At 62.2% G+C, this 15187-nt stretch carries 6 protein-coding genes, 3 rRNA genes and 1 pseudogene; all 10 read right to left on the bottom strand.

Annotated elements, in window-relative coordinates; all coding sequences use genetic code 11:
• Positions 1-2: 2 nt before the first annotated feature.
• Positions 3-1028: an NAD kinase gene (locus tag OUO20_RS04390; protein ID WP_018772005.1), complete on the bottom strand. Its 1026-nt coding sequence runs from the start codon at positions 1026-1028 to the stop codon at positions 3-5.
• A gap of 13 nt (positions 1029-1041) precedes the next feature.
• Positions 1042-1857 (bottom strand): TlyA family RNA methyltransferase, encoded by an 816-nt coding sequence (locus OUO20_RS04385; protein ID WP_268002904.1) that lies wholly within the window; start codon positions 1855-1857, stop codon positions 1042-1044.
• On the bottom strand, positions 1857-2168 hold the full coding sequence (locus OUO20_RS04380) for a hypothetical protein (protein ID WP_268002903.1): 312 nt from the start codon (positions 2166-2168) through the stop codon (positions 1857-1859). Before OUO20_RS04380 ends, OUO20_RS04385 begins: the two co-directional genes overlap by 1 nt.
• Before the next feature lie 9 nt (positions 2169-2177).
• Positions 2178-3167 (bottom strand): HAD-IIA family hydrolase, encoded by a 990-nt coding sequence (locus OUO20_RS04375; protein WP_268002902.1) that lies wholly within the window; start codon positions 3165-3167, stop codon positions 2178-2180.
• Between the two features lie 5 nt (positions 3168-3172).
• Positions 3173-5095 carry a hypothetical protein gene (locus OUO20_RS04370; RefSeq protein ID WP_268002901.1) on the bottom strand — a complete coding sequence of 641 codons (1923 nt, stop codon included), beginning with the start codon at positions 5093-5095 and terminating at the stop codon, positions 3173-3175.
• A 518-nt stretch (positions 5096-5613) separates the two neighbouring features.
• Positions 5614-5730, bottom strand: a 5S ribosomal RNA gene (gene rrf / locus OUO20_RS04365).
• 171 nt (positions 5731-5901) lie between these two features.
• Positions 5902-9030 (bottom strand): 23S ribosomal RNA (locus OUO20_RS04360).
• Positions 9031-9546: 516 nt separating this feature from the next.
• Positions 9547-11069 (bottom strand): 16S ribosomal RNA (locus tag OUO20_RS04355).
• Together the 16S, 23S and 5S rRNA genes form the textbook arrangement of a ribosomal RNA operon.
• Before the next feature lie 496 nt (positions 11070-11565).
• A pseudogene (gene tyrS / locus OUO20_RS04350) lies at positions 11566-12878 on the bottom strand (tyrosine--tRNA ligase).
• A gap of 34 nt (positions 12879-12912) precedes the next feature.
• Complete coding sequence (locus OUO20_RS04345; RefSeq protein WP_268002900.1) at positions 12913-15141, bottom strand: HelD family protein; 2229 nt, start codon at positions 15139-15141, stop codon at positions 12913-12915.
• Positions 15142-15187: the final 46 nt, after the last annotated feature.

Below are 15187 nucleotides of genomic sequence, written 5' to 3'. Positions count from 1 at the left end.
ATTCACTTTGCAGTCGACGGATCGGGATCGCTGTCGGAGTTCTCCACATGCGGCACGGGCAGCGGCGGCATGGGCCGCGGCGTCCGCACAATTGGGATGGGGCCGGTGTGCACGGCGTCGGACTTGGGTACCGGCCCGCGCCAGCCGTGGATGGGCAGCTCGAACTTGCGGACCAGCCGGGCGGAGAACGGCGTCTGGTGGGTGCGGGCCAGCCGGACAGGAGTGGCGGACTTGGTCACTTCCACGCGGGCTCCCGGCGGCAGGTCCACCGAGCGCCGTCCGTCGCACCACAACACGCCCTGGGCGTCGGTCCGGCCCAGCACCTCCACCGCAAGCTTCGACCTGGGCGACACCACCAGGGGCTTGGCGAAGAGCGCGTGGGCGCTGATGGGCACAATGACCAGGGCCTCCACCTCCGGCCAGACCACCGGACCGCCCGCCGAGAACGCGTAGGCCGTGGATCCGGTGGGGGTGGCCAGCACGATGCCGTCTGAGCCGAAGGACGTCAGCGGGCGCTCGTCCACCTCGGTCACGACTTCGAGCATGCGTTCGCGGTTGGCCTTCTCGATGGCGGCCTCGTTTAAAGCCCAGGTGTGCCAAATCTTCTGGCCGCGGACCCAGACCTGGACATCGATGGTCATCCGCTCTTCAACCGTGTACTCGCGGCTGGCAACCCACTCCACGGTCTGGGCAAGGTCCGCCCGCTCGCTTTCGGCCAGGAAGCCCACGTGGCCCAGGTTGACGCCCAGCAGCGGCACATCCACCTCACGGACCAGTTCGGCGGCCCGCAGGATGGTGCCGTCACCGCCAAGGACCATGACGAGTTCCACATCGGGCAGCTGGACGTGGTCGTGGAGGACTTCCACCGGCTGGGCCAGGTGCCCAAAGAACCTTTCCATGTCCCCCAGTTCGGACTCCTGCATCACTGGGACCATGCCGGAGGCGTGCAGCAGGGCGCAGGCTTCCCAGGCGGCTTTCAGTGATTCCTCGCGGCCGGTGTGGGCAAGGACCAGTACACGCCTGCTCATCAGGTTCCGCTCTCTAGTGGTTAGGCCAGATTTGTCCGAGCAACGCAGCGGCTGCTGCCTCTCGCTCTTCGATCTTAGGCAAGTCTTTGCTGATCCTGCGTTTTATCCACAGGAAGTATTCGACGTTTCCGTCCTGCCCCGGCAGCGGACTGGCCGCCAGCCCGCAAAGGTCCAGGCCGGCGTCGAACGCTGCCCTGGCCACCTTCTCCACGGCCATCCGCCGCTCACGCTCCGAGTTGACCACGCCGGTGCGGCCCAGGCGGTCCTTGCCGATCTCGAACTGGGGCTTGACCATCAGCACCAGGTCGCCGCCGGGTTCGGTGCAGCCGGCCAGTGGCTGGACCACGAGGGTGAGGGAAATAAAGGACAGGTCGGCGACGGTCAGCGCTGCCGGGCCGCCAATGTCTTCCGGCGCCATGTACCTGACGTTCATGCCTTCATGGACGTCCACGCGGGGGTCGTCGCGGAGGTGCGGCACCAGCTGGCCGTGTCCGACGTCGACAGCCACCACGTGCGCGGCACCCCGCCGAAGCAGGACATCGGTAAAGCCCCCGGTGGAGGCGCCGGCGTCCAGGCACCTCTTGCCCGCCACCGAAACTTGGGGGAAGGCGTCGAGGGCCCCGGCCAGCTTATGGCCCGCGCGGCTGGCGTAGCTGTCCTGGTCATCGTGTTCGACGGCGAGGTCCCGGCTGTCATCAACCTGGAGGGAGGCCTTGGCGAGGACCTGGCCACCGGAGCTGACCTTGCCTTCGGCGATGAGCGTCGCGGCATGGGTGCGCGACCTCGCCAGCCCGCGTGCCACCAGTGCCTGGTCGAGGCGAACCGGCATCAGGCTGCACCCCCGGCGGGACCGGGCAGTGTGGAGCCGGTCCCGGTGGGGGCGGTCTTTGCGGGATCAGCACCTGCGGGATCGGCGTCTGCAGGATCGGTGCCTGCGGGATCGGCGTTGAGGGCGGCCAGCAGTTCATCGTGGAGGTCGTCGTAGACGCTCCCGTGGTCCGGGACAGGGAGCCCGGGCATGTCGAAAAGCCTGGCTACGGCCTGCGCAACCCGCGGATCGGTGAGGTCCATCCCGCCTGGCTGCGGCCACTCCGGGGCCGGCTGGGCTGTCGCGTCGTCCGGTTCGGTCAGCTCGGTCATTCAACCAGTCTAGTGATCCAGCCACACCAGCTTGGGCGCCTTCGGGGCTGCGGCGTCCGGCGTCGCCGCCCACCAGGCCGCACAGGCGGCCCGCCAGGAGTCGAGCTGGTCCTGGCTGCCAATGATGCCCACGGCTCCGTTGGCCACGCGCGCCGTTGAATGGCCGCACGTGTACGTGCCGTCGTCGTGCGTCACTTCGGGGTACGGGCGGTGCAGGCCGGCCAGGTTTTCGATGATGTAGTTGGGCCGTTCCGCAGACCTCGCGGCCAGAATGGTTTCGCGCGTGTCGACGCCGGTCAGGACAGCAACGGTGGCAAAGCCGGCGTTGTTGCCGCCCAGGATGTCCGTGTCCAGCCGGTCGCCGACCACCAGGGGACGCTCGGCCCCGAGGCGCTTGGCTGCCGAATGGAACAGCGGAGCTTCGGGCTTTCCAGCAACCTTGGGCTGCTGCCCCGTGGCAGCAGTGACAGCGGCAACCAAGGTGCCATTTCCCGGGGCGATGCCACGCGCCTGGGGAATGGACATGTCCGTGTTGGTGGCCACCCAAAGCGCCCCGGCGGACACCACGTAGGTGGCCTCTGCCAGGTCCTTCCAGCCGATGGTTGGGCTGAAACCCTGGACGACCGCGACCGGATCCTCCGCCTGGCTGCCCACCGGCACCAGGCCCACCAGTTCAATTTCGCGGGCAAGCGCCGTGCTGCCCGTGATGAGGATCCTGGACCCTGGTGGAAGCAGCGAGGCCAGGAGCTCGGCTGCCGCCTGCGAGGAACTGACCACCTGGTTGTCCTCGGCGGGGGCACCAAGCTCACGGAGATGCGCGGCCACCTCCGCCGGCGAGCGGGAGGCGTTGTTCGTCACATAGCCCAGGCCGATACCCAGGCCGGAGAGCTGCTGCAGTGAATCCACAGCTCCGGGAATGGCGTGGGGCCCGGCATAGACCACGCCGTCCAGGTCGGCGAGCAGTGCATCGAAGCGGGAAACCAGTGAAACGTCACTCATGCTTGTCAGTCTTCCCGGCGTTCTTCATCATGCTGGGTGGCACCGCTGTCCTCCGCTTCGGCATCACCGGCAGCTTCGGAATCCAGCTCGTCCCGTTCCACCGAGTCCTGGTCCGATTCGGCGTCGTCGGAGACGAAGTAGTCGGCGTCCTGGTCGTCCAGGTTGCTGTCCTGGGCTGCTTCCGCTTCGGTAGCGCGGGTGCTTTCAGCTTCGGCGTCTGCGTCACCGGCGGTGGGGGTTTCAGCGGGAGCTTCGGTTTCGGCGGCGCCGGAGGCACGCTCCAGCAGCCGGCGTCGCTCAGCCTCTTCCCGTGCCTCTTCTTCCTCGTCCCAGCCGAGGTCGATGATTTCGGGTTCCTGGTCCGCACCCTGGCCCAGCGCGTTTTCTGCCACGACCGCCTGGCGGTTCCACTTTTCCGACTCTTCCTGGCGTCCCACCGCTGCAAGTGCATCGGCGTAGGCACGGAAGAGTCGCGGACTGTAGGAGAAGGCACGGTTGATGTCCAGCTGCGGAATCTCCAGTTCCGCTACTGCCGCGTCCAGCTGGCCCAGATCGGTCCGTGCACCGGCTGCCACGATTGCCAGTTCCACCTTGCCGGGCGCGTCAAGGTCCCGGGCTTCCTCCGAGCGGGCAACATCGAGGGCACGGTCGGGGCGCCCCAGGCCACGCTCGCAGTCGGCCATCACGGGGAGGTGCACGTTGGAACCACTGATCCGGCGGAAGGTGCGGAACTCGCGGAGTGCCTCACCGTAATGGCCGGCAGCATAGGCCGTCAGGCCAACGGCCTCGCGGACGGCTGCGAGCCGTCCGCCACGACGACTGGCGGCGAGGGCGTGCTGGAAGGCAAGCTCGGGCTCGTCGTCGATAAGGCGGCCGGCCATCACCAGGTGACGGGCAACCCACTCTGCGCTCTTGGGCTCAAGGGTCTTGATCTGGTGGTGCGTGGCTCGGTCCAGTTCCTTGCCCGTGACGTCCTCATCGATCTCGGGTGAGCGTTCCCGGTCAGGGCGGTTGGCGCTGCGAAGGTCTGCGGCGTTGGGCACGCGGACAGGGCGCTCCTCCTGGCGGTCGCGGCCAAAGCCGCGGGGGCCGGAGCCGCCACGGCCTGATTCGGCCCGGGAGTCGCCGCGGTCGAAGCTGCGCGGTGCGCGATCCTGCCTGTCACCAAACGGCTTGCGGTTCTCGCCACCGAAGCCGCGGCGGTCTCCTTCGCCTTCGCGGCGCGGACGGTCACCGAAAGGCTTCCGGTCACGGTCACCACCGCCAAAGCTGCGGCGGTCGCCCTCACCGTCACGGCGCGGACGGTCACCAAAGGGCTTACGATCACGGTCGCCGAAAGGCTTCCGGTCACGGTCCCCGAAAGGCTTACGATCACCGCCACCAGTACCACCGGTGAAACCACGACGGTCACCCTCGCCGTCGCGGCGGGGACGGTCACCAAACGGCTTACGATCACGGTCGCCGAAAGGCTTCCGGTCGCGGTCACCCTCACCGTCACGGCGCGGACGGTCGCCAAACGGCTTACGATCACGATCACCAAACGGCTTACGATCACGATCACCGAGAGGCTTCCGGTCGCGGTCACCCTCACCGTCACGGCGCGGACGGTCACCAAACGGCTTACGATCACGATCACCAAACGGCTTCCGCTCACGATCACCGAAAGGCTTCCGCTCACCGCCACCAGTACCACCGGTGAAACCGCGACGGTCACCCTCGCCGTCGCGGCGGGGACGGTCACCAAACGGCTTACGATCACGATCACCGAAAGGCTTCCGCTCACCGCCGGCCCCGGAACCGCCGCGGGAGGGGCTGTTGCCGTCGCGGTCGGAGCGGGACCGGAATCCGCGGGGATCCCCGCCGGAGTTGTTGTTGCCGCGGAACGCGCCGCGGTCGTTGCCGCGGTTGCCCCCGTTGTGCTCGGCCATATGGATTCCTCCTGTTGTGAGCCGACCACTGGCGCAACTGCAGCCGCTCGTTTCGTTTCCTACGCAACCCGAAATCAAGCGCTTCGAAGTCCGTACATCTTCATCAATTCTAGTGGAGCCGCAAAATCCCAAGGGACAGCGGGCCCCTTGGGAGTGGTATCGTGGCCATCTTCACAGGCGACGCCCAATCACATCCTGCCCGTTTCCGCGGGATGCGCCATCACATCCTGCCCGTTTCCGCGGGATGCGCCATCACATCCGGCCCGTTCGCGGACCTCGGGTCTTCACTTCGTGAAAGTCTTCTGCCGTGGCGCGGGGCCTGGTGACGCGTCACCGGTGAGGGGACGAAAGCTGATGGCGCGTCTCCGGTGAGGGGACGAAAGCTGATGGCGCGTCACCCACAAACCGCACAGGACCTGATGGCGCGTCACGGGGCCCAGGTGCGGGATCGTGTTGTGGTGTTGGTGGGTTAAATGTGGGAGGCCCCAACCTGGTGGTTGGGGCCTCGACCAATGTGTGTCCGGCGGTGACCTACTCTCCCACACCCTCCCGGGTGCAGTACCATCGGCGCTGTGGGTCTTAGCTTCCGGGTTCGGAATGGGACCGGGCGTTTCCCCCACGCTATGACCGCCGTAACCCTTGTACCCGCCCGCCCGGTGTTTTTTCGGGGGTGGGAAGTCTGGTGGTTACAACATTGTGGTGTTGTTATTCAGTTGTGTTGGTTCCGTGCCGTGACAACCCCGGTGTTGGGGGGTTGTTGGTTGGGAACCACATAGTGGACGCAAGCAGAGTTTGTATGTATCTGTGTGGTGTAAGTTGTTGGCCTATTAGTACCGGTCAGCTTCACGAGTCGTTAGTCCTCGCTTCCACATCCGGCCTATCAACCCAGTGGTCTGGCTGGGGGCCTCTCACACCCGAGGGTGTATGGAAATCTCATCTCGAAGCGAGCTTCCCGCTTAGATGCTTTCAGCGGTTATCCCATCCGAACGTAGCTAATCAGCGGTGCACTTGGCAGTACAACTGACACACCAGAGGTTCGTCCGTCCCGGTCCTCTCGTACTAAGGACAGCCCTTCTCAAATTTCCTGCGCGCGCAGCGGATAGGGACCGAACTGTCTCACGACGTTCTAAACCCAGCTCGCGTACCGCTTTAATGGGCGAACAGCCCAACCCTTGGGACCTACTCCAGCCCCAGGATGCGACGAGCCGACATCGAGGTGCCAAACCATGCCGTCGATATGGACTCTTGGGCAAGATCAGCCTGTTATCCCCGAGGTACCTTTTATCCGTTGAGCGACGGCCATTCCACAATGTACCGCCGGATCACTAGTCCCGACTTTCGTCCCTGCTCGAGATGTCTCTCTCACAGTCAAGCTCCCTTGTGCACTTACACTCGACACCTGATTGCCAACCAGGCTGAGGGAACCTTTGGGCGCCTCCGTTACTTTTTAGGAGGCAACCGCCCCAGTTAAACTACCCATCAGGCACTGTCCCTGACCCGGATTACGGGCCGAAGTTAGATGTCCAAAGTGACCAGAGTGGTATTTCAACGATGACTCCACCCGAACTGGCGTCCGGGCTTCAACGTCTCCCACCTATCCTACACAAGCCACTCCGAACACCAATACCAAACTATAGTAAAGGTCTCGGGGTCTTTCCGTCCTGCTGCGCGTAACGAGCATCTTTACTCGTACTGCAATTTCGCCGAGTTTATGGTTGAGACAGCGGGGAAGTCGTTACTCCATTCGTGCAGGTCGGAACTTACCCGACAAGGAATTTCGCTACCTTAGGATGGTTATAGTTACCACCGCCGTTTACTGGGGCTTAAATTCTCAGCTTCGCCTTGCGGCTAACCGGTCCTCTTAACCTTCCAGCACCGGGCAGGAGTCAGTCCGTATACATCGTCTTGCGACTTCGCACGGACCTGTGTTTTTAGTAAACAGTCGCTTCCCCCTGGTCTCTGCGGCCCCGATCCCCTCCACACCGCAAAGGGTGTATCAAGGTTGGGGCCCCCTTCTCCCGAAGTTACGGGGGCATTTTGCCGAGTTCCTTAACCATAATTCTCTCGATCGCCTTGGTATTCTCTACCTGATCACCTGTGTCGGTTTGGGGTACGGGCGGCTAAAACCTCGCGTCGATGCTTTTCTCGGCAGCATAGGATCACCAAATCCCCCCAAACGGGGGTCCCATCAGATCTCAGGCACCATGAGTGGCGGATTTGCCTACCACTCGCCCTACATCCTTAGACCGGGACAACCATCGCCCGGCTCGGCTACCTTCCTGCGTCACACCTGTTAATACGCTTGCCTCCCGGGATCAGGTCCTGCGCTCCACCAAAACCCTCACACCACAAGGGCGCTCGGGCAGGCTTCGGGCAGTTAGTATCCCCCGCTCAGCATGGGCGGTTTTTCGCCGGTACGGGAATATCAACCCGTTGTCCATCGACTACGCCTGTCGGCCTCGCCTTAGGTCCCGACTTACCCAGGGCAGATTAGCTTGACCCTGGAACCCTTGATCATTCGGCGGACGGGTTTCTCACCCGTCTTTCGCTACTCATGCCTGCATTCTCACTCGTGTAGGCTCCACCGCTGGTTTACACCGCGACTTCACCGCCCACACGACGCTCCCCTACCCATCCACACGCCTGAACCACAAGGGCTTAGCTAAAATGTGAATGCCACAACTTCGGCGGTGTACTTGAGCCCCGCTACATTGTCGGCGCGGAATCACTTGACCAGTGAGCTATTACGCACTCTTTTAAGGGTGGCTGCTTCTAAGCCAACCTCCTGGTTGTCTGGGCAACTCCACATCCTTTCCCACTTAGCACACGCTTAGGGGCCTTAGTTGGTGGTCTGGGCTGTTTCCCTCTCGACTATGAAGCTTATCCCCCACAGTCTCACTGCTGCGCTCTCACTTACCGGCATTCGGAGTTTGGCTGACGTCAGTAACCTTGTAGGGCCCATTAGCCATCCAGTAGCTCTACCTCCAGCAAGAAACACGCAACGCTGCACCTAAATGCATTTCGGGGAGAACCAGCTATCACGAAGTTTGATTGGCCTTTCACCCCTACCCACAGCTCATCCCCTCCATTTTCAACTGAAGTGGGTTCGGTCCTCCACGACGTCTTACCGTCGCTTCAACCTGGCCATGGGTAGATCACTTCGCTTCGGGTCTAGATCACGCCACTCACACGCCCTATTCAGACTCGCTTTCGCTACGGCTGCCCCACACGGGTTAACCTCGCGACGTAACACTAACTCGCAGGCTCATTCTTCAAAAGGCACGCCGTCACCAGAATCAGACTGGCTCCGACGGATTGTAAGCACACGGTTTCAGGTACTGTTTCACTCCCCTCCCGGGGTACTTTTCACCTTTCCCTCACGGTACTGGTCCGCTATCGGTCATTAGGGAGTATTTAGGCTTATCAGGTGGTCCTGACAGATTCGCACGGGATTTCTCGGGCCCCGTACTACTTGGGATACTCTCACAGGCGGTACAAACACATTACGGTTACGGGACTAACACCCTCTCTGGCCGGCCTTTCAAAACCGTTCACCTATGCGCGCACATCACACCCCACCAGCCCGGCAGAACTGGTATGGAAAGTCCCACAACCCCGACCATGCAACGCCCGCCGGCTATCACACATGGAACGGTTTAGCCTGATCCGCGTTCGCTCGCCACTACTAACGGAATCACTATTGTTTTCTCTTCCTGCGGGTACTGAGATGTTTCACTTCCCCGCGTTCCCCCCACGCACCCTATGTGTTCAGGTACGGGTCACCGAGTCACTCGCGCGCTCGGCGGGGTTTCCCCATTCGGACACCCTGGGATCACAGTCCGGTTATCGACTCCCCCAGGCTTATCGCAGATTCCTACGTCCTTCTTCGGCTCCTAATGCCAAGGCATCCACCGTGTGCTCTTAAAAACTTGACCACAAAGATCAAAAACATTTCTCGAGAGAACCACAGAAACCAACCACACCCCAACACCCAAAGGGCATCAACAGCGCAGCCAGATCCAGGTTCATTAATCTTGGAAATTGCTTCTTATACAAGATGCTCGCGTCCACTATGTAGTTCTCAAACAACAACCCCACACCACACACCCCACACACCCACAACAGGCGCACAGAACGTCACGGCAGGGAAACCAGAAACAAACAAACCCGACAAGGAACCACCACGACCAAAGCCGCAGCAACCCCTCCCCGGTCCTGTTGCCTCAGGACCCAACAGTGTGCCAAACACTAAACCACGCATCCCTGCGCCCACCGTTCCAGAACCATCACTGGCTCGTACTAGACAAGACAAAAAAACACGCAGCCGCTATTTGCTGATATTCCACCCATGAGCACCCGCCACGGAACAATCGTCCATGCTGCGGGCTTGCTTCCTGACAACCCCCCACACCGGCATTCACCAGCACAGAAGAGTTGGAGGTGCTCCTTAGAAAGGAGGTGATCCAGCCGCACCTTCCGGTACGGCTACCTTGTTACGACTTAGTCCCAATCGCCAGTCCCACCTTCGACAGCTCCCTCCCACAAGGGGTTAGGCCACCGGCTTCGGGTGTTACCAACTTTCGTGACTTGACGGGCGGTGTGTACAAGGCCCGGGAACGTATTCACCGCAGCGTTGCTGATCTGCGATTACTAGCGACTCCGACTTCATGGGGTCGAGTTGCAGACCCCAATCCGAACTGAGACCGGCTTTTTGGGATTAGCTCCACCTCACAGTATCGCAACCCTTTGTACCGGCCATTGTAGCATGCGTGAAGCCCAAGACATAAGGGGCATGATGATTTGACGTCGTCCCCACCTTCCTCCGAGTTGACCCCGGCAGTCTCCTATGAGTCCCCACCATCACGTGCTGGCAACATAGAACGAGGGTTGCGCTCGTTGCGGGACTTAACCCAACATCTCACGACACGAGCTGACGACAACCATGCACCACCTGTAAACCAGCCCCAAAGGGGAAACCACATTTCTGCAGCGGTCCGGTTCATGTCAAGCCTTGGTAAGGTTCTTCGCGTTGCATCGAATTAATCCGCATGCTCCGCCGCTTGTGCGGGCCCCCGTCAATTCCTTTGAGTTTTAGCCTTGCGGCCGTACTCCCCAGGCGGGGCACTTAATGCGTTAGCTACGGCGCGGAAAACGTGGAATGTCCCCCACACCTAGTGCCCAACGTTTACGGCATGGACTACCAGGGTATCTAATCCTGTTCGCTCCCCATGCTTTCGCTCCTCAGCGTCAGTTAATGCCCAGAGACCTGCCTTCGCCATCGGTGTTCCTCCTGATATCTGCGCATTTCACCGCTACACCAGGAATTCCAGTCTCCCCTACATCACTCTAGTCTGCCCGTACCCACCGCAGATCCGGAGTTGAGCCCCGGACTTTCACGGCAGACGCGACAAACCGCCTACGAGCTCTTTACGCCCAATAATTCCGGATAACGCTTGCGCCCTACGTATTACCGCGGCTGCTGGCACGTAGTTAGCCGGCGCTTCTTCTGCAGGTACCGTCACTTACGCTTCTTCCCTACTGAAAGAGGTTTACAACCCGAAGGCCGTCATCCCTCACGCGGCGTCGCTGCATCAGGCTTTCGCCCATTGTGCAATATTCCCCACTGCTGCCTCCCGTAGGAGTCTGGGCCGTGTCTCAGTCCCAGTGTGGCCGGTCACCCTCTCAGGCCGGCTACCCGTCGTCGCCTTGGTAGGCCATTACCCCACCAACAAGCTGATAGGCCGCGAGTCCATCCAAAACCACAAAAGCTTTCCACCAACCACCATGCGATGGAAGGTCATATCCGGTATTAGACCCAGTTTCCCAGGCTTATCCCAGAGTCAAGGGCAGGTTACTCACGTGTTACTCACCCGTTCGCCACTAATCCACCAGCAAGCTGGCATCATCGTTCGACTTGCATGTGTTAAGCACGCCGCCAGCGTTCATCCTGAGCCAGGATCAAACTCTCCGTTGAAGTAAAACAAAAACAGACACAACCACAACCACCGGAAATAACGGCAGAAACAGCTGCACAAAATTTGAAACCAGCCAAAAACACCATGCACACCACGGGGTGGCGGCACAGCACAATCAACCAATTACATACATAATCGGTATCAACAAACTTGGCACACTATTGAGTTCTCAAACAACAGACACATTCGAATATTCCCGGAAACAATTCAAAAGAATTTCTTTTCCGTATTTCTTCGCTGCGATGTTTCCATCTTATTTCATTCATATTCACTTTCGCAAATCCGGATTTTCTTCCGGAATTCACTCGGTGGAATGAATCCGCCCAGCACAACGAGAAGCAATTTCTCCAATTCCACGCGGTGCGCGGCAAGAACTGCTTCTCATAAGTTGGGGGTTTGTCACCACTCAGCGGCGGCGACTCAGAAAACAATACACGCCCCCCAGCGGCCGTGCAAATCGGCCGCCGAAGGGCGTGCATACGGACCGTGAAGGTGCTAGGGAACCAGCACCTCAACAGTGGCCAGGTTCTTCTTGCCCCGGCGCAGGAGCAGGTACTGGCCGTGCAACAGTTCAGACTCGGAGATCACGGCCTCCGGATCTGACACCTTCTCGTTGTTCACGTAGGCACCTCCTTCACCAACGGTGCGCCGGGCGGCGGACTTGCTTTCCGATAGACCGGACGCCACCAGCAGGTCGACGATCCCCATCCCGTCCACCTGCACCGTGGCCGAAGGAAGTTCGGAGGTAGCCGCCTGGAGCGTTGCCTTGTCCAGTGCGGCCAGGTCGCCGTTGCCGAAAAGCGCCGCTGAAGCGGCGATGACTTTTTCGGTGGCCTCCACGCCGTGCACCAGCGAAGTCACTTCGAAGGCCAGCTTCCGCTGTCCTTCCCTGGCAAAGGGACGCTCGGCCACGGAAACCGCGATCTCTTCGATCTCGGCCCGGGTGAGGAATGTGAACACCTTGAGCCGGTCCACAACGTCGGCGTCGGCGGTGTTGAGCCAGAACTGGTAGAAGGCGTACGGGCTGCACATGCCCGCGTCCAGCCAGATGGCGTTGCCCTCGCTCTTGCCGAACTTGGTTCCGTCGGAGTTGGTGATGAGGGGGTTCCCAGGGCGTGGACGCTCTTGCCCTCCACCTTGCGGATCAGGTCGGTACCGCTGGTGAGGTTGCCCCACTGGTCCGAACCACCGGTCTGCAGCACACAGCCGTAGTCGCGATAGAGCTGCAGGTAGTCCATGCCCTGCAGGATCTGGTAGCTGAACTCGGTGTAGCTGATGCCCTCGTCGGAGTTCAGGCGGGATGCCACGGCGTCCTTGCGCAGCATCGTTCCAACCCTGAAGTGCTTGCCCACTTCACGCAGGAAGTCGATGGCGCTCAAGGGCGCCGTCCAGTCCAGGTTGTTTACGATCCTGGCAGCGTTGTCACCCTCGAAGCTGAGGAAGCGGCTGACCTGGGCCTGCAGGTAGCCCACCCACTCCGCCACCGTGTCCTTGGTGTTCAGGGTTCGCTCAGCGGTGGGGCGAGGATCGCCGATCATGCCCGTGGAGCCGCCAACGAGTCCCAGTGGCTTGTGCCCGGCCAGCTGCAGCCGCCGCATGACCAGGAGCTGGACGAGGTTTCCCAGGTGCAGGCTCGGGGCGGTGGGGTCGAAGCCGCAATAGTATGTGACCGGCCCGTCGGCGAGGAGCTTCTCAAGCTCTGCTTCGTCGGTGGACACATGGACCAGCCCACGCCACTTCAGTTCCTGCCAAATGTTGGCGAAAGTGGGATCGTTGCGCTGCGGTTCGAGGTTGTTCAGTTCTGGCACGCTTCCTAAGTTAGCAGTAACGCCCGGCGCCGGGTCAGCCGGCAATCCCGGCAGGCACGGGTTGCGAGGCAATCAGCCGCAGGCGCTGTGTTGCACGTGTCATGGCTACGTACAGGTCCCCCACCTTGCCGTGCTCATGGTTGAGCATGACGGATGGTTCCAGGACCACCACGCCGTCGAACTCCAGGCCCTTGGCCTCGCGCGGGCTGATCACCACGATGTCCTGCTCGTAGCTGCCGGCGCCGGTGCCGATCCGTCGCCCATACACGGCTCGCAGTGCTGCCGTGGCCTGGGGCAGGAGGTCACCATCGGCGATCACGGCGAGCAGGCCGCCGTCGAGCGCGTCAAGTTCTTCCGGGAGGACCTCCACGAGCCGGCCGACCACCGCGCCGTTCCCTACTTCGTCGATGATGGGCGCCCAGCGCCCCTCACGAACGGCCTTCGGCGCGGAAACCACCAGGCCAGCCGCGTTGGCCATCCTGACGGCGGCTTCGGCGATCTGCGAGGGCGTGCGGTAGTTGACGGTCAGCTCCTCCAGCTGCCAGCGGTCACCGAACAGCGGAGCAAGCGCCCCCTGCCACGAGTTGGCTCCGGCCACAGAGCTGGTCTGCGCGATGTCGCCCACGATGGTGAAGGACTTCAGCGGGCAGCGCCGGACCAGGAGCCGCCACTGCATGGGTGAGAGTTCCTGAGCCTCATCCACCACGATGTGCCCGAAGGCCCAGGTGCGGTCGCTCGTTGCGCGTTCGGCAGCGGTTTGCCGCCCTTCCTGTTCCTGGTTCTGCTCGGCCAGTTCCTCCGCGGACATCAGGGGGTCCACGCCGGCGGCCTGCATGTTGACCAGGGTCTGCTTGGCGTTGGCAAGGTCGCGGGCACGGTCATGCTCCTGCTGGGCCAGTCCGCGCCCGGCAGCCGGGTCCAGCTCGCCGAGCAGTTCGGCGGCCTCGTCCAGCAGCGGCACGTCCGATTCCGTCCACGGGGCATCCGCGGGACGCTGCAGCAGCGCCCGCTGGGCCGGGGTCAGGTTGGGGGTGCAGAATTCCAGCACCTCCGGCTTGCTGAACAGATCCGAGATCAGCTTCTCCGGCGTCATGGGCATCCAGCACAGGTTCAGCGCAATCCGCACATCGCGGGCCGTCCGGACATCTTCGGCAAGGTACGAGCGGTCCGCGTTGTTGCCGAGGTTGCCTGCTTCGACGAGCTCGGTCATCTGTTCGGTCAGCTCGCGCAGCAGGATCTTCACGAACGTCACGCGTGCCTCGTTGTACGGCTTTCCGGTGGCGCGGGCACGTTCCCTTGCACGCCGGACCTGCCGGGGTGTGAGGGTGAGCTTGCGGCCGTCCACTTCAAGGATCCGGTTCTGCGCGGGGACGCGCATGCGGTTGGACACGGCGTTGGCCACGATCGCGGCCATGTCCATGCGGCCCTTCAGGGCTGCCACGTCCGCATCTGTTTCGGGAACGGCATTGATGCCGGGCATCAGGCGGCCCACGCTGGCCATGACGACACCGGTTTCCCCGAGCGAGGGCAGCACCCGTTCGATGTACTTCATGAACGACGACGACGGCCCCACCAGGAGCACGCCGGCACTTTTGAGGCGGTCACGGTGGGTGTACAGCAGGTAGGCGGCCCGGTGCAGGGCCACGGCGGTTTTGCCGGTGCCCGGCCCGCCCTGGACCACGACGGCGCCGGAAATGGAGGACCGGATGATGCGGTCCTGTTCCGACTGGATGGTGCTGACGATGTCCGACATGCGTCCGGTCCGCTTGGAGTTCAGGGCCGCGAGCAGGGCCCCTTCGCCCTGCAGTGATTCGTCGTCGGTAAGCATCCCAGCGTCCAGGACGTCGTCCTCGATCGCCTTGACGTCCCGCCCCTGCAGGATCAGGTGCCGGCGGCGGCGGACGCCCTGCCGGTCGAAGGCCGTGGCCTGGTAGAAGTGCCCGGCCTCGGGCGCACGCCAGTCCACCATCAGCCGCTGCAGGTCCTCGGTGGTAAGCCCGATGCGGCCAATGTACTGGGCTTCACCGGAGTCCAGGTCCAGGCGGCCGAACACCAGCCGGTCATCGACGGCGTCCAGCTGGGCCAGGCGGTCCTCATACAGTGCAGCGAACGCATCACGTTCCGAAACGTTCTGCATGGTGCCCACGGCTCCGGCGCGCCGGACCTGCGCCAGCTGGCGGCGCTTTTCCTCCCGGAGTTCCTCCAGCCGGGCATACAGGCCGGCTACATACTCCCGTTCGTGGGCCAATTCGGCGTCGTGCATTAACGTTCCCCTATCGCGAAAGACAGACCGTCCATTCTACAACCAT

Origin of the sequence: Arthrobacter sp. FX8, from assembly GCF_026723805.1 — a bacterium.
Taxonomy (GTDB): domain Bacteria; phylum Actinomycetota; class Actinomycetes; order Actinomycetales; family Micrococcaceae; genus Arthrobacter.
Note: the sequence above shows the minus strand (reverse complement) of the source record. Positions and strands in the feature narration are given on the sequence as shown.